Origin of the sequence: Erwinia sp. V90_4 (assembly GCF_029967685.1) — a bacterium.
GTDB lineage: Bacteria > Pseudomonadota > Gammaproteobacteria > Enterobacterales > Enterobacteriaceae > Erwinia > Erwinia aphidicola.
On sequence record NZ_JASCAQ010000035.1, the window covers coordinates 70832 to 86529 of the forward strand.

The following is a 15698-nucleotide window of genomic DNA, read 5'->3' on the forward strand; positions in this document are numbered from 1 at the left end:
CGGATTGGCGGCATCAGGGGAAACTCCCGGCGCTATTGAAATGGTCGGGCCACGGTTGTGAAAGTGAAAAATCAGATTGAATGGTGAATAAGGTTGCTGAGGCGGCCTTTTTTTATTGGTTGGAAGCGAGGTGAACGATGAGCAATATTATTCAGATTTTGGTATTCGAAGAGGGATATAAAGAGCAGCCCTATCGCGATAGCGAGGGATATCCCACCGTTGGCTGCGGAATTAAGATCGGTCCGAAAGGGGCGGCGCTGGAAAATTACACCTTCACGCTGCCGCGCACCGTCGGCGATGTCTGGATGCAGCTCATGCTTAACAGCAAAATGGCTGAAATGAAGCAGCGCCCGGCGATGCTGGCCGCGCTGCGCCAGTGTAATCCTCCGCGCAGCGATGTGCTTTACAGCATGGCTTACCAGCTGGGGGTGGACGGGCTGGCGGCCTTTAAAAATACCCTGCTGATGATTGCCAACGGTAACTTCAGCGGAGCCGCAGAGGCGATGCTCGCCAGCCTGTGGGCGCGCCAGACGCCGAAGCGCGCGCAGCGGCAGGCAGAGATGATGCGCAGCGGCACTTATGCCAGTTATCAGGAGGTTCTATGAAATTCACCTTATTTATTCTGCTGGTAGCGATGCTGGCGCTGGCGGTGCTGCTGTTTGTGCATTGCGGCAAAGTTGTGGTGGTAAATCACGCCCGCCTGCTGTTTAAGACCTGGTCGGTGTGGCTGGCCTCGGCTGGCTCCGCGCTCAGTGCCTGGGTGCAGTCATTTCCTGACTCGGCGCTCAGCGCCTGGAGTACGCTGCCTGAGGATGTGAAATCGTGGCTGCCGCATAACTTCCTCGGCATGATCGGCGCATTTATGGTGGCGATGGCGGTGATGGCGCAGTTTATCCGCCAGAAAAACCTCTCTAAACAGCGTGATACCCTCGCAGGAGGCAAAGTATGAGCACGCTACTTTCGCTGGTCAGCGGCGGCTGGAGTGGGCTGTTGGCCATTGGCGCCGTGGTGGCGGCTTTTGTTGCCGCATGGTTTGGCGGCAGGCAGGTCGGCAAGAGCCAGCAGCGCGCGACATCCGATATTGCCGCCGCGCAAAAGAGTGCGCAGCAAATCTCGGCCGTTGCTAAACAACAGGCCGCTAACAGTCAGGAGGCAAAACGTGTTCAAGCAGACAATGCTGCTGTTACTGACGGTGACGCTCGCCGCAGGATGCAGCAGTCGCCATTCCACGCCGACGATAAATAACGAAGTGATTTCCGACGCAAGCTGTACGTTATTTTCGCCGATATATACCCACAACCAGGATGCCCAGCTGATGGATATCAGAACCGTCAGGCAGATTAATACCCATAACGATCTGTGGGTTTCGCTTTGTGGTAATAAAAAATAGAACCGCGGATTTAATTATCTGCCAGGAGGTGACAGGAATTTAGTTATCTTTCTCTCCCCGCTCATTCTGCTAATTTACCCTTAATAAGGCGGTCTGCCCGTGCGCGCCGCCAGGAGGTTATTATGATTGAAGTTAACTCATTTGCTGAATTACGTACTACCGCGCCGGCTAAATCTGGCGATATTGCCCTGCTCAAACGTTATTACGATAAAGACTCCACCTTCCGCGGCGGCGGTAATTTTGTCGGATTTGTCACGACCACGCTTCCTGCCGATGATAGCGGAACGGTGGCGGTCGGCAGCGGCTTTTACTGGAAGCGTGTAATTAACGACTACGACGAGGTCAATATCCTGCACTTCGGCGCCAAAGGCGATGGCTATACCGATGACAGTGGGGCATTTAAGCTGATGATGAGCTGGGCGCAGACCTGTAGCAGCAGCTGTAAGGATCTCGGGGTCCGTTTTCCGGGCGGCAAGTTCCTGATCAATCCCATTGACCTTTCGGCCAGCGAACTGCCGTTCTTCTACCTGTACGGCGATAGCAATCCGCAGGGCGGCATTCCGCGCACGACGATTATCTCTGACAAATCGACCAGCCCGGTATTTAAAGTGCAGGCGCGGCGCACGGCCATCAAGGGGATCAGCTGGAACGGGCAGGCGAGTGCGGATGTCAGCGCCAATAAAAGCGTGATCACCTCCGCCATGTGTTCCAATCAGCAGCCGTTTTTTGAAAACACCACCGTGGCGGGGGAAATTGTTCTGATCAGCTGCTTCCGCGGCCAGAACAACGGTGGCACGATATTCAAACTGCTGGATACGCTCGACAGTAAGTTCGACCAAATCTACACCATTAACACCTACGGCCGGGTATTTGACGTCGGCTGGTCGGATACTGTGAAGGGCGTATGGGACCACTCAACGGCCATTGAACTGTCGAATGCCAATTTCCAGTACGGCTATGGCGATGCCACGCTGATGATGCCGCGCGTCACGCAGGGGGTACTGCGCAACGTATGGATTGAGCATACCCGCGCGCCGGGCGACCTTAATAATGGTCAGTGGCTGATAGATGCCCTGAGCCTTGAGGATTGCTCCAGCCCGCTGATCCTCGACCATGCCAGAGTGCAGCTGCGCCAGCTCAATCTGCAGGCTGGGGCATCGCTCAGTCAGGGCACCAGCACCACACGCTGGCTGTCCGGCTATGAGGCGGGATGGCGGCGCGAGGAGAGTTTCGGCACGCTGATGACCGGTTCGATGCGGGCCGGCTGGTATACCGGCTACAAAATTACCAATACCTCCAGCGCCGACAAATGGTACAAGCTCGGCAAGGTGTTTATGCCGAAAGAGAATCAGCAGTGGATTATTGAGATGATTGGCAAAGTCTCCAGCGATGCGGTAACCGGCACGGCGGGTAGCCCGGTCACGTCGGTCTCCTCCTGCTCCAGTTATCTCGGCATCTCGCGCTGCGCCACGGCGATTTATGCGGATATTCGTCATCATGGCACCCCGGCAGTGCTGGATATCAAGTATAACCGCATCGGCGTGACCACCACGGAGATCTGGGTGAAGCTGAAGGCCGCCAGCGGCGATACCATGTTTAACCTGAAATCCACCGGGCCAACGCGCTTTGAGTCCGGCGAGTGCTCACTGTTTACCCCGGACTTAACGGAGACCACCGATATCACCACCATCGGCACCAACACGCCCGCGGCACGCATGAGCATGCACAACGGGCTGGCAGGCGTAGGGGCCAACGAGAAAGGGGTGCTGACGCTGGCAACCACCCCGGCGACGGCGCCTACCACCACCACCGCAGCCGGATATATCACCGTTAATATCAACGGCACGGATCGTAAAATTGCTTATTATTAATCAGAGAGTTAAGGCCGGGCTACCCGGCCTTTTTTTTGCTTTTTTTGGAATTTATGGAAATTTGTTGTGAACTTTCTGGCACCGCTTCGGTCCGATTTATGTAGTCATCTTTTAACTATGAAAGGAAATATCCATGAGTGAGATCGAAAGCAAAACGCAGACTGAACACTTACGCGACGTGACTTCACAGCTAAAAGAGATGCGCCATTACGCGCAGACCAATACTGAGACCCTCTCCAGCCAGTGGCTGGCCTTTGATGAGGGCGAGTACAAAGATCCGTCAGCTGCGGAAAAGATTAACCAGCTGCTGAACCAGCAGGGGACTTTGCTGGAGGCGTTAGACGCCGCCATCCAGGACTTCGAAATCGAAGCTAACCGCATCGAAAACGAAGCCTGATGCAGCGGGTGAATCCGCGCTAAGTGATAGCGGGCCGGGCAAACCTGGCCCCTACAGAACAAACTCCGGGCGAACCTGATTTCGCCCGCTACTCTTCGCAAGATACAACTGTTCATCAGCCTGTTTGATTGACTCATCCAGGCTGTTGACGTTCTTCAGGTTGACCGTGCTAATCCCAATACTTACTGTCACGCTCAGATCGTTGCCGTTCAGCATAATGCTGTTTTGTTCAATGCTGTGGCGCAGGCGATTCGCCAGCAGAAACGCGCGCGGCTGAGAAATCCCTTCAATTAATACCAGAAACTCTTCACCACCCATCCGGCTCACCAGCGCGGTCTGCTGCAGTGACTGGCGGATGCACTCAACGGTTTTCGCCAGCACAAAATCCCCGGCGGCGTGGCCGTAGGTGTCGTTGATATTTTTAAAGCGGTCGATATCGATCACAAACGCCGCACCGAAAAAGCCGTGCGGGCGATTGCGGGGTGTCACCAGCGTTTCAAGTTTTGAGGAGAGCCCGCTGCGCGTCAGGGCGCCGGTTAAAAAGTCATAGTCGGCGCGCTTAGTGATGCGCGCGACCAGCTTTTTATTGGAGGTGCTGCTCAGTGCCACAATCAGCGGGCTGATCAGCATGGCCGCCACGCCGAGGCGGGCAGAAGAGAGAGAATCGATGCGGAACAGATCGTCCTTGCCCTGAATATTAAGCACGTTGCCCGCCACCAGGATGATCTCGCTAATTCCGGTGATCATCGTCAGGAAGCAGGTGATAAACAGCGGGTAGCTGATGGCGCACCACAGCAGCGCGGGCAGGGGAAACAGCATGCTGCCGCCGCCGCCAACCCAGGTACCGGCCAGAGTGGTGGCAATCAGCGCAACCAGCGGCAGCACGGTGCATTCACGCAGGGCGCTGGCCAACTGAGCCAGCTCATCGCGGCGCGGCAGGCTGATGACCAGCGGCAGCAGCAGGATGGAGGTCGACATCTGCTCGGAGAACCATGAGAACCAGGCCTTAAACAGCTCATCCTCAAAGTAGCGCTCGCTGACAATCGCACCGACCAGCGCACAGCCGGCGGCACCGAACAGTGAGGCCGGGAAAACGTGCAGCAGCGCCTGCAGGCGGCGGGGGTAACCGCGGGTAAAGTGGTTGGTCAGCAGTATCCAGCGCGCGCAGGCAATAAAGAGAATATTTGCCCCATCAAGGCCAACAGCAATAATCGGGGGCGTGCCGTACAGTATGTCCGCGCTGAGCATACCCAAAAAGAGCGTGAGCAGCGTGCTGCGTTTGTCCAGCGAAGGAAAGCGAATGAGCAGCCCAAGCAGTATCGCGTTGCCCGGCCAGAAAAGTGACAACGAACCGAGGTTACGCGCCTCAAGGCCGATAATCGACAGCAGCATAGCGAGGACAAAGAGGATGACTGCCCGATTAACATTATTTTTATACTTTGGCATCTTTAGGCTCAGGACGGTTAAAACGGATCGCTTATGGACGGTCGAATTTAAGGGCTGGCTTCAGGTTGACAACAGACTGCGATCTGAGGGCTGGCGTAATTTTATGCGCACACAACATACGCGACAACCCTGCTGAAAGCAATTTCTTAAGATTAATCCTGGTGCCTTTGGAGCCAGTGATATGCGCTGCGTGAGCGGCTAAAGTTAAGCTAAATGAATGCGCTGGATGGCTGGTTCCGTTATGAGGTGCCACATATAACGCAATTAAACGGCGCGATCGAATAAAAAAGTCGGGCATCAGAAGGTTTGGGAGAATTCCTGGTACAGTAACCCACGGCGCTGAAATGTTTCAGTAATTGACAAAACAATGCGCGCAGTCAGAGGCTTAGTGGTTCCATAACGCCGGACTAACCTTTATTATCCCCAGCAATTGTTTCGGCCATTAAAAGACGGATGTCATGTATCAACCTGTCGCCTTATTTATCGGCCTGCGCTATATGCGCGGGCGCGCCTCAGACCGCTTCGGCCGGTTTGTCTCCTGGCTCTCTGCCATTGGCATTACGCTGGGCGTGATGGCGCTGGTTACCGTGCTTTCCGTAATGAACGGGCTTGAGCACGAGCTGGAAAAAAACACCCTCGGGCTGATGCCGCAGGCGTTAATTACCCGCGACAGCGGCTCCATTAACCCGCAGCAGACCCCTGCCAGCAGCCTGCATCTCTCCGGCGTCAGCCGCATTACGCCGCTTTCCACTGGGGAAGTGGTGATGCAAAGCGCCGCCAGCGTGGGCGTTGGCGTTATGCTGGGGATTAACCCCGATGAGCCGGACCCGCTGGCACCGTATCTCTATAACGTGCGTCAGCAGCAGCTGCAGTCGGGCCAGTACAATACCATCGTCGGCGAGCAGCTGGCGCATCAGCTGGGCGTGCAGCGCGGCGATAAAATCCGCCTGATGGTGCCATCCGCCAGCCAGTTCACCCCGATGGGCCGCATTCCCAGCCAGCGTCTGTTTACCGTGATCGGCACCTTTGCCGCTAACAGCGATGTCGACGGCTACCAGATTTTGGTCAACCAGCAGGATGCGTCGCGCCTGATGCGTTACCCGGCAGGCAATATCACCGGCTGGCGTCTGTGGCTGGATAAGCCGCTGCAGGTCGACACCATCAGCCAGCAGCCGCTGGCGAAAGGGCTGGTGTGGAAAGACTGGCGCGAGCGCAAGGGCGAACTGTTCCAGGCCGTGAAGATGGAGAAAAATATGATGGGGCTGCTGCTCAGCCTGATCGTCGCCGTTGCCGCTTTTAATATCGTCACCTCGCTTGGCCTGATGATTATGGAGAAGCAGGGTGAAGTGGCTATCCTGCAAACCCAGGGGCTGACGCGCCGCCAGATTGTCGCCGTGTTTATGGTGCAGGGTGCGACCGCCGGAGTGGTGGGCGCGGTGCTGGGCGCGCTGCTGGGCGTACTGCTGGCCAGCCAGCTAAATAATTTAATGCCGGTTATCGGTGCCTTCCTTGATGGCGCCGCGCTTCCGGTCGATATCTCTCTGACGCAGGTTGCCACCATCACCGTTACGGCGATTGTGGTGGCGCTGCTGTCCACGCTTTACCCTTCCTGGCGCGCGGCCGCCGTTCAACCCGCTGAGGCTTTACGTTATGAGTAACAACATCCTGTTGCAGTGCGACAACCTGTGTAAACGCTATCAGGAAGGCAGCGTGCAGACCGATGTCCTGCGCAACGTATCCTTCAGCGTGAAGCCGGGTGAAATGATGGCGATTGTCGGCAGCTCCGGGTCCGGTAAAAGTACCCTGATGCACCTGCTGGGCGGGCTGGATACCCCAACCTCCGGTGAGGTGGTGTTTGACGGCAAATCGCTGAACGCCATGTCGTCAGCGGCCAAGGCCGAGCTGCGCAACCGCGAGCTTGGCTTTATCTACCAGTTCCACCACCTGCTGCCGGACTTTAGCGCGCTGGAAAACGTCGCGATGCCGCTGCTGATTGGCAAAACGGCGAAGGCCGGGGCGCAGGCGAAGGCGCTGGCGATGCTGAAAGCGGTTGGCCTGGATCATCGTGCTGCGCACCGCCCGGCAGAGCTCTCCGGCGGCGAGCGTCAGCGCGTGGCTATCGCCCGGGCGCTGGTCAACAGCCCGCGCCTGGTGCTGGCGGATGAACCGACCGGTAACCTCGATGCACGCAATGCCAATGCCATTTTTGAGCTGCTGGGTGAGCTGAACCAGACTCAGGGCACCGCTTTCCTGGTGGTGACGCACGACCTGAGCCTGGCAAAACGCATGCAGCGCCAGATGGAGATGCGCGACGGCGTGCTGAGCGACCAGGTGCAACTGGCAGGTAGCCTCTGATGGCCGGCTCTCTCTCTTTACTGCTCGGCCTGCGCTTTAGCCGCGGCCGTCGCCGCGGCGGCATGGTTTCGCTGATCTCGGTGATCTCCACCGTCGGTATCGCGCTCGGCGTGGCGGTACTGATTGTCGGGCTGAGTGCGATGAACGGCTTCGAGCGCGAGCTGAACAACCGTATTTTGGCGGTGGTGCCGCACGGCGAGATTGAACCGCAGGATCAGCCGTTTGCCGGCTGGCAGGCGATGTTGCCGAAGATCCGCCAGGTGCCGGGCGTGGCCGCCGCCGCACCCTATATCAATTTTACCGGTCTGATCGAGAGCGGCAGCAAGCTGGAAGCCGTGCAGGTGAAGGGCGTTGACCCGCAGCAGGAGAGCCAGCTCAGCGCGCTGCCCTCCTACGTGCAGAATAATGCCTGGGCCAGCTTCGCCGCAGGCAAGCAGCAGATCCTGCTGGGGCAGGGCGTTGCCGATAGCCTGAAGGTTAAGCAGGGCGACTGGCTGACGATCATGATCCCCAACAGCGACGCCGGGCATAAGCTGCTGCAGCCGAAGCGGGTGCGCCTGCAGGTGGCCGGCATCCTCAAGCTGAGCGGCATGCTCGACCACAGTCTGGCGCTGGTGCCGCTGGCCGATGCGCAGCAGCTGCTGAGCATGGGCGACAGCGTCACCGGGATTGCCCTGAAGGCCACCGATCCCTTTAGCGCGATGAGCGTGGTGCGGGCGGCGGGCGAAGTCACCCACGCGACCGTCTATATCCGCAGCTGGATTGGCACCTACGGCTATATGTACCGCGACATTCAGATGATCCGCGCCATTATGTACCTGGCGATGGTGCTGGTGATCGGCGTGGCCTGCTTCAATATTGTCTCTACGCTGGTGATGGCAGTGAAAGATAAGAGCGGCGACATTGCCGTGCTGCGCACCCTCGGGGCTAAAGATGGCTTAATCCGCGCCATCTTTGTCTGGTACGGCCTGCTGGCCGGGCTGGTGGGCAGCGTCAGCGGAGTGGTGGTTGGCGTGCTGGCCGCTCTCAATCTGACACCGATCATTCATGCGATTGAAGCGCTGACTGGCTATCATTTCCTTTCTGGGGATATCTACTTTATCGACTTCCTGCCCTCCGAGCTGCACTGGGGTGACGTTGGCATTGTGCTGGTGACCTCCCTGCTGCTGAGCCTGATCGCCAGCTGGTATCCGGCACGCCGCGCCAGCCGCATCGACCCGGCGCGCGTGCTAAGTGGTCAATAAGTACAGCGGTCAATAAGTACAGTGGACAGTAGAGGCAGCGGTTAATCATCGCGGGGGGAGCATGTATTACGGCTTTGATATTGGCGGCAGCAAAATCGCCCTTGGAGTGTATAACGCTCAGCGCCAGCTGGTCTGGCAGCAGCGCGTTGCCACGCCGCAGAATGATTATCCGCAGCTGCTGGCGCTGCTGGAGCAGTTAACGCTTGAGGCCGATGCGTTTTGCGGGCTGCAGGGCAGCGTCGGGCTGGGCGTGCCGGGGCTGCCGGTGCCGGATGACGGCACGCTGTTCACCGCCAATATTCCGGCGGCACGCGGACGCACGCTGTGTGCCGATCTTAGCCAGCGCCTGAATCGTGAGGTACGCATTGATAACGATGCCAACTGTTTTGCGCTGTCGGAAGCCTGGGATGATGAATTTCAGCGCTACCCGGTGGTGCTGGGGATCATCCTCGGCACCGGCGTCGGCGGTGGGTTGATCGTTGACGGCAAACCGGTCACCGGGCGCAATTACGTGGTCGGGGAGCTGGGACATATGCGCCTGCCGGTCGATGCGCTGGAGGTGCTGGGCCGTGATATCCCCCTGCTGACCTGCGGCTGTGGAAAAAAAGGCTGTATTGAGGGCTATCTCTCAGGAACAGGATTTTCATGGCTGTGGCAGCACTTTTATCAGCAGACTCTCAGTGCGCCTGAGATAATCACCCGGTATTATCAGGGAGATACTTCCGCGCTGGCACACGTCGAACGTTATCGTGACCTGCTGGCAGTCTGTCTGGGCAACATCCTGACGCTGCTCGACCCCCAGCTGGTAGTGCTGGGCGGAGGTTTGTCCAATTTCGATGCGCTGTATGACGACCTTGCGCAGCGGGTAACGCCACATCTGTTACCGGTTGCCAGGCCCCCGCGCTTTGCAAAGGCACGTCATGGAGACGCAGGCGGAATGCGCGGTGCCGCATTCCTGCACATTAAGAACCTGTCCCAACAGGCGTAATTGTCGCAGACAATTTTGAGCACTGCTCAGGTTCAAAACGGCAAGTAAAATAGCCTGATGGGACAGATTCTAAGGATTAGAGGATTTGGTTATGCGTACACCTCGTCGCCGCTTAAGGCTGGCACGCTACAAGAAGACCCGACGCCAGGTACATCAGCGTTTTCGTCAGCGCATTTTCGAACGCGACCGTAATATCGAAATAGCCCGTCATCCGCTGCCGCGCGTGGTGGTACTGACCGGGGCTGGCATCTCTGCCGAGTCCGGCATTCAGACCTTCCGCGCTGCCGATGGCCTGTGGGAAGAGCACAAGGTCGAAGATGTCGCCACGCCCGAAGGCTTCGCCCGCAACCCTGAACGGGTGCAGCAGTTCTATAATCTGCGCCGCCAGCAGCTGCAGCAGCCGGCGATCCAGCCTAACGCTGCGCACCTGGCGCTGGCCGAGCTGGAAGCCGCGCTTGGTGACCATTTCCTGCTGGTCACGCAGAACATCGACAACCTGCACGAGCGTGCCGGTAACCGCAACGTGATCCACATGCATGGCGAACTGCTGAAAGTGCGATGTGTCAGCAGTGGGCAGGTCCTGCACTGGACCGAAGACGTTAAGCCGGACGATCGCTGCCACTGCTGCCAGTTCCCGTCGGTGCTGCGACCGCACGTGGTGTGGTTTGGCGAGATGCCGTTGCAGATGGATGAGATCTATCAGGCGCTGGCGCAGGCTGATTACTTTGTGGCTATCGGTACCTCCGGCCACGTCTATCCGGCGGCCGGTTTTGTCCATGAGGCCAGGCTGCAGGGCGCGCACACCGTTGAGCTCAACCTGGAGCCAAGCCAGGTTGGCAGCGAGTTTGAAGAGAAGCAGTATGGCCTGGCCAGCGAAGTGGTGCCGGAGTGGGTGCACGATCTGCTGGAAAACATCGCCAGGCCTGATGCGCGCAAAGGTCCCGATGCGCCGTCAGCGTTTGGCCTGCGTCAGGATCAGATGGGCGATAACTCCGCCGATTAATCCCCAGAACGCGGCGCCCACGCCCAGCAGCGTAACGCCGGAAGCGGTGATCAAAAAGGCGATCGCCGCTGCATCGCGCTGTTTCTCATCGCTGAGCGCCCGCTGCAGGCTGGCGGCAAGGGTCCCCAACAGCGCCAGCCCGGCGATGGTGTGGATCATCGCCTGCGGCAGCGCGGTAAATAACCCGCCAATCGCCCCACCAAATACCCCCGCCAGCAGATAAAACACCCCGGCCGCCGCCGCCGCCCAGTAGCGCCGCTGCGGGTCACTGTGCACCTCCGGCCCCATGCAGATTGCGGCAGTAATCGCGGCGATACAGACAGTGAAACCGCCAAACGGCGCCAGTAGCAGGGCGGTCAGCCCGGTCCAGGCGATCAGCGGCGACACCGGCAGCGTATAGCCGTGCGCTTTCAGCGTGGCGATGCCGGGCGCATTCTGCGAAGCCATCGTCACCACAAAGAACGGAATACCGATGCCGAGCAGGCTGGAGAGACTGAAGTGTGGCGCAATAAACTGTGGCATAACCCTGCTTTGCCCCGGCATAACGTGGATATTGCCCTGAATGGCCGCCACCAGCAGCCCGGCCAGCAGCGTCAGGATGATGGCATAACGCGGCAGCAGCCTTCTTGCCAGCAGGTAGACCAGGCACATGCTGCCGCTGAGCGCGAAGTTAACCTGCAGAGCGCCAAAGGCATCCATGCCGAAGCGCAGCAAAATACCGGCCAGCATTGCCGCCGAGATCGCCTGCGGAATTGCGTTCATCACGCGCGCAAACAGCCCCGTTACGCCGCAGATCAGGATCAGCGCGGAGGCAAAAATAAATACCCCTATCGCTTCATTCAGCGGCGTGCCGGGCAGGCTGGTCACCAGCAGCGCAGCCCCGGGGGTTGACCAGGCGGTGAGCACCGGAGTGCGATACCACAGCGACAGCCCAAGCGATGTGGCGCCCATCCCCAGCCCGAGCATGGTCAGCCAGCCACCAATTTGCAGGGGGCTGGCCCCGGCGGCAGCGGCGGCCTGAAAGATAATGGCCGCGGAGCTGGTGTAGCCCACCAGTACGGCGACGAACCCGGCAACAATCGCGGGAAAGGTCAGATGGCTGAGCGTGAGTGGAGGGCGCATATACGGTTTCCGCAGGTTGTACGTTATAACGCACAAGGTAGCACCGTGCGTTATAACGTACAAGCGGCTATACTCGGCAAAAGATCGCGGGAGGAACATCGTGGACGCTCTGCAACATTATCTGGCCAACACGCTAAAGCAGCAGCGTACGCTGCGCGGCTGGAGTCTGAGCCATGCGGCTCAGATCACTGGGGTGAGTAAGGCGATGCTCGGGCAGATTGAACGCGCCGAGTCCAGCCCGACCATCGCCACGCTATGGAAAATCGCCACCGGTTTTAATCTGCCATTCTCTCTGTTTATTGAACCGGTCGCCGCCGATGATGATCGCGCTCCGCGCCGTGAATCCCTTCTGCCGGGCTATTCACCGGCGGGGAACGGGATGCAGATCGTTTCACTGTTTCCTTTCGATGCTGAGCTACGCTTCGAGATGCTGGTGATTGAACTGGCACCCGGCGCGCTGAGTGAATCCGCCGCCCATGAGAAGGGCGTGATAGAACATGTTATTGTGCTGGAAGGGGCGCTGGAACTGGTGGTTGATGGTCAGGTTCAGCGGCTGGGCAGGGGGGAGGCGCTGCGCTTTCAGGCCGACTGCGTGCACAGCTACCATAATGTGGGTAATGAAAAAGTGCGTTTTCATGATCTGATTCATTATCCCCGGCGTTAGTCACGCGTTCACCGACGCAAAGTGATTTGAAACAATATTTGCCCTGGTACGGCTACCCATAATAAACGCTGGCATTCAGAGGGACGACAGATGAACAATTTACTCAATCGCTTCTTAAACTATGTATCCGTGGAGTCGCAATCAAAAGTTAACGTGCGTCAGATACCCAGCTCCGAGGGGCAGCTACGTCTGGCGCAGATACTGTGTGAAGAGCTGAGAGCGCTTGGCATGCAGGATATCCGCTGCAGCAAGCAGGGTATTGTCATGGCGACGCTGCCGTCCAACGTCAGCTGGCCTACGCCGGCGATCGGGTTTATCTCGCATATGGATACCTCGCCGGATTTTACCGCCAAAAACGTCAATCCGCAGGTGATTGAAAACTACCGCGGGGGCGATATCGCGCTCGGCATTGGCGATGAGACCCTCTCCCCGGTGATGTTCCCGGTGCTGCACGAGCTAATCGGCCATACCTTGATCACCACCGATGGCAAAACCCTGCTTGGCGCTGATGATAAAGCCGGTATTGCCGAGATCATGACCGCGCTGGCGCACTTAACGCAGGGCGGCGTTGAGCATGGTGAAGTGCGCGTAGCGTTTACCCCGGATGAAGAGATTGGTAAAGGCATTCACAACTTTGACGTGGCGGCATTCGGCGCTGACTGGGCCTATACCGTTGACGGCGGTGGCATGGGCGAGTTCGAGTACGAGAACTTTAATGCGGCCTCGGTGACGGTAAAGATCACCGGCAATAATGTGCATCCCGGAACTGCAAAAGGGGTAATGGTTAACGCGCTGGACGTGGCGATGCGTTTCCACCGTGAGCTGCCGGAAGATGAGGTGCCGGAGAAAACCGCCGGTTACGAAGGCTTCTACCATCTGCACGGGATCAAGGGCGCGGTCGATCGTGCCGAGCTGCACTACATTGTGCGTGACTTCTCGCGCAGCGGCTTCAGCCAGCGTAAGCAGCTGCTGGCGGAAATCGCCGCACGGCTGGAACAGACGCTGCCTGCCGCGGCGGGGATTGAGCTGCTGGTCGAGGACAGCTATTACAATATGCGTGAAAAGGTGGAAGCCTGCCCGCAGAGTATCGAGCTGGCGCTGCAGGCGATGCGCGACTGCGATATTACCCCGAAGGTGAAGCCGATCCGCGGCGGCACCGATGGCGCGCAGCTGTCATTTATGGGCTTGCCATGCCCGAACCTGTTTACCGGCGGCTACAACTATCACGGCCGGCATGAATTTGCCTCGCTGGATAATATGGCGCGGGCTGTACAGGTGATTGTGCGCATTGCGGCGCTGGCGGCGGAACAGGCGAAAACGGCAGGGTCTGCGGGCTGACCGAAAAAGAGGGTCAGCCCCTACGAGGGCAAGATTTCGTAGGGGACGACCTTTTGTTTTGGTCGCCCCGTGCTAACGGCGGGACCTGCGGGCGGACCGGAAAAGAGGGGCCGCCCCTACGACGGCAAGGTTTCGTAGGGGGCGACCTTTTGTTCCGGTCGCCCCGTGTCAACGGTGGGACCTGCGGGCGGACCGGAAAAGAGGGGCCGCCCCTACGACGGCAAGATTTCGTAGGGGACGACCTTTTGTTTCGGTCGCCCCGTGCCAACGGCGGGACCTGCGGGCTGAGCGAAAAAGAGGGTCAGCCCCTACGACGGCAAGATTTCGTAGGGGGCGACCTTTTGTTTCGGTCGCCCCGTGCCAACGGCGGGACCTGCGGGCTGAGCGAAAAAGAGGGTCAGCCCCTACGTGGGCAAGGTTTCGTAGGGGGCGACCTTTTGTTTCGGTCGCCCCGTGCCAACGGCGGGACCTGCGGGCTGAGCGAAAAAGAGGGTCAGCCCCTACGACGGCAAGATTTCGTAGGGGGCGACCTTTTGTTTCGGTCGCCCCGTGCCAACGGCGGGACCTGCGGGCTGAGCGAAAAAGAGGGTCAGCCCCTACGTGGGCAAGGTTTCGTAGGGGGCGACCTTTTGTTTCGGTCGCCCCGTGCTAACGGCGGGACCTGCGGGCGGACCGGAAAAGAGGGGCCGCCCCGCAAAGGTTTACTCTTCCTCGGGGAAATACCAGTAGCCGCTGTTCACCAACGCGGCAAGCTGCGCGAGGAATGACGGATCGTCGAGCGCATCACCAAGCTGTTCCTGGCCGAGCGTCAGCTGATTGGCCAGCGCAGTGAGGGCAGCGCGGTGCGGGGATTCCACCTGCTCACCGTTGATAAACACCGCTTCACCGATCGACACCACGCGCAGACCGCCCAGGCGTGACAGTTTATCGCCCTGCTGAAGCGCATCGTAAATCTCATCCGGCTGATATGGCGGCTCCGGCGGCGCGATGTCCAGTTCGTGACGCGACTGGGAGATAAACTCGCCGAACCACTGATTAAAGTGCTGCGGCTGGTCAATCACTTCCAGCATCATGGCGCGAATGCCCGCCAGCTCCGCGGGCAGAATTTCGGCGTGATGCTCGCGTGGCTGCACGTCCGGGTCGCTGAAGCGGCGGCTGCCCAGTTCGCGGGCCAGCACGTAGTCGGCAAAGCCGCTGATCAGCTCACGCCCGCTTGGCGCACGGAATCCCACCGAGTAGTTAATCGCATTTTCCAGCGAATAGCCCTCATGCGGGAACCCTGGCGGAATATAGAGAATATCGCCCGGCTCCAGCTCTTCATCAATGATCGCCTCGAACGGCTCCACCTGCAGCAGGTCGGGATGTGGACAGTGCTGTTTCAGTTCGGTTTTTTCACCCACGCGCCAGCGACGACGGCCGGTGCCCTGAATGATAAATACGTCATACTGGTCGAAATGCGGCCCCACGCCGCCGCCCGGCACCGAGAAGGAGATCATCAGATCGTCCATGCGCCAGTCGGGGATTATGCGGAAGGGGTGCATCAGCGCGGCAGACGCTTCATGCCAGTGATCGACCGCCTGTACCAGCAGCGACCAGTTGTTCTCGCCAAGATGGTCATAGCTCTCGAACGGGCCGTGATCGACCTGCCATTTTCCATCCTGGTGGCTGACCAGTCGGCTGTCGACTTCGTTTTCCATCGCCAGGCCGGCCAGTTCATCCGGGGAGATCGGGTCAACGAAGTTTTTAAAGCCGCGTTTCAGCACTACCGGGCGTTTCTGCCAGTAGCGCTGAATAAAGTCGGGCCAGTTGAGATCGAGCTGATAATCCATGATGATTTCCTGAAACGCGAAAGTGAAACGATTATATACCCAAAATAATTC

Annotated in this window: 15 protein-coding genes; 12 read left to right on the plus strand and 3 right to left on the minus strand. The window is 58.7% G+C overall.

Annotated elements, in window-relative coordinates; translation table 11 throughout:
• Positions 1 to 137 precede the first annotated feature (137 nt).
• From QLG07_RS04895 to QLG07_RS04915, 5 genes are all read left to right on the plus strand, one after another.
• The gene (locus QLG07_RS04895) at positions 138 to 605 is read left to right on the plus strand and encodes a glycoside hydrolase family protein (protein ID WP_191150091.1); all 468 of its coding nucleotides are present in this window, start codon (positions 138 to 140) and stop codon (positions 603 to 605) included.
• On the plus strand, positions 602 to 949 hold the full coding sequence (locus QLG07_RS04900) for a hypothetical protein (protein WP_048916345.1): 348 nt from the start codon (positions 602 to 604) through the stop codon (positions 947 to 949). Before QLG07_RS04895 ends, QLG07_RS04900 begins: the two co-directional genes overlap by 4 nt.
• The gene (locus QLG07_RS04905; protein ID WP_099754437.1) at positions 946 to 1245 is read left to right on the plus strand and encodes a hypothetical protein; all 300 of its coding nucleotides are present in this window, start codon (positions 946 to 948) and stop codon (positions 1243 to 1245) included. Before QLG07_RS04900 ends, QLG07_RS04905 begins: the two co-directional genes overlap by 4 nt.
• 267 nt (positions 1246 to 1512) lie before the next feature.
• Positions 1513 to 3261, plus strand: coding sequence for an amylovoran biosynthesis protein AmsF (locus tag QLG07_RS04910; RefSeq protein WP_048916343.1), 1749 nt, complete (start codon positions 1513 to 1515; stop codon positions 3259 to 3261).
• Between the two features lie 133 nt (positions 3262 to 3394).
• Complete coding sequence (locus QLG07_RS04915) at positions 3395 to 3658, plus strand: hypothetical protein (RefSeq protein ID WP_048916342.1); 264 nt, start codon at positions 3395 to 3397, stop codon at positions 3656 to 3658.
• 51 nt (positions 3659 to 3709) lie between these two features.
• Here the strand turns inward: QLG07_RS04915 and QLG07_RS04920 are convergent, their stop codons facing one another.
• Positions 3710 to 5104 (minus strand): sensor domain-containing diguanylate cyclase, encoded by a 1395-nt coding sequence (locus tag QLG07_RS04920; RefSeq protein ID WP_282468623.1) that lies wholly within the window; start codon positions 5102 to 5104, stop codon positions 3710 to 3712.
• 458 nt (positions 5105 to 5562) lie between these two features.
• Between QLG07_RS04920 and lolC the strand changes: the two genes are divergently transcribed.
• The 5 genes from lolC (at position 5563) to cobB (ending at position 10694) form a co-directional block, all read left to right on the plus strand.
• The gene (lolC, locus tag QLG07_RS04925) at positions 5563 to 6762 is read left to right on the plus strand and encodes a lipoprotein-releasing ABC transporter permease subunit LolC (protein WP_133623392.1); all 1200 of its coding nucleotides are present in this window, start codon (positions 5563 to 5565) and stop codon (positions 6760 to 6762) included.
• A complete protein-coding gene (gene lolD, locus QLG07_RS04930) occupies positions 6755 to 7459 on the plus strand; it encodes a lipoprotein-releasing ABC transporter ATP-binding protein LolD (protein ID WP_048916339.1) in 705 nt (234 codons plus the stop codon). The genes lolC and lolD overlap by 8 nt, the downstream gene beginning before the upstream one ends.
• Positions 7459 to 8703 carry a lipoprotein-releasing ABC transporter permease subunit LolE gene (lolE, locus tag QLG07_RS04935; protein ID WP_099754440.1) on the plus strand — a complete coding sequence of 415 codons (1245 nt, stop codon included), beginning with the start codon at positions 7459 to 7461 and terminating at the stop codon, positions 8701 to 8703. The genes lolD and lolE overlap by 1 nt, the downstream gene beginning before the upstream one ends.
• A gap of 61 nt (positions 8704 to 8764) precedes the next feature.
• Positions 8765 to 9691 carry an N-acetylglucosamine kinase gene (nagK, locus tag QLG07_RS04940; protein ID WP_048916337.1) on the plus strand — a complete coding sequence of 309 codons (927 nt, stop codon included), beginning with the start codon at positions 8765 to 8767 and terminating at the stop codon, positions 9689 to 9691.
• Positions 9692 to 9782: 91 nt separating this feature from the next.
• Positions 9783 to 10694 (plus strand): Sir2 family NAD+-dependent deacetylase, encoded by a 912-nt coding sequence (gene cobB, locus QLG07_RS04945; protein WP_133623394.1) that lies wholly within the window; start codon positions 9783 to 9785, stop codon positions 10692 to 10694.
• Here the strand turns inward: cobB and QLG07_RS04950 are convergent.
• Positions 10644 to 11816, minus strand: a complete 1173-nt coding sequence (locus QLG07_RS04950) for a benzoate/H(+) symporter BenE family transporter (protein ID WP_187498667.1) — start codon at positions 11814 to 11816, stop codon at positions 10644 to 10646. The two genes, cobB and QLG07_RS04950, sit on opposite strands and share 51 nt — an antisense overlap.
• A gap of 100 nt (positions 11817 to 11916) precedes the next feature.
• Here QLG07_RS04950 and QLG07_RS04955 point away from each other — a divergent pair, with 100 nt between their 5' ends.
• Both QLG07_RS04955 and pepT read left to right on the plus strand, forming a co-directional pair.
• The gene (locus QLG07_RS04955; protein ID WP_133623396.1) at positions 11917 to 12480 is read left to right on the plus strand and encodes an XRE family transcriptional regulator; all 564 of its coding nucleotides are present in this window, start codon (positions 11917 to 11919) and stop codon (positions 12478 to 12480) included.
• Between the two features lie 90 nt (positions 12481 to 12570).
• Entirely contained in the window at positions 12571 to 13818 is a 1248-nt protein-coding gene (gene pepT / locus QLG07_RS04960; RefSeq protein WP_282468624.1) for a peptidase T, read from the plus strand.
• A gap of 701 nt (positions 13819 to 14519) precedes the next feature.
• Here the strand turns inward: pepT and QLG07_RS04965 are convergent.
• Positions 14520 to 15647, minus strand: coding sequence for a cupin domain-containing protein (locus tag QLG07_RS04965; protein ID WP_282468625.1), 1128 nt, complete (start codon positions 15645 to 15647; stop codon positions 14520 to 14522).
• Positions 15648 to 15698: the final 51 nt, after the last annotated feature.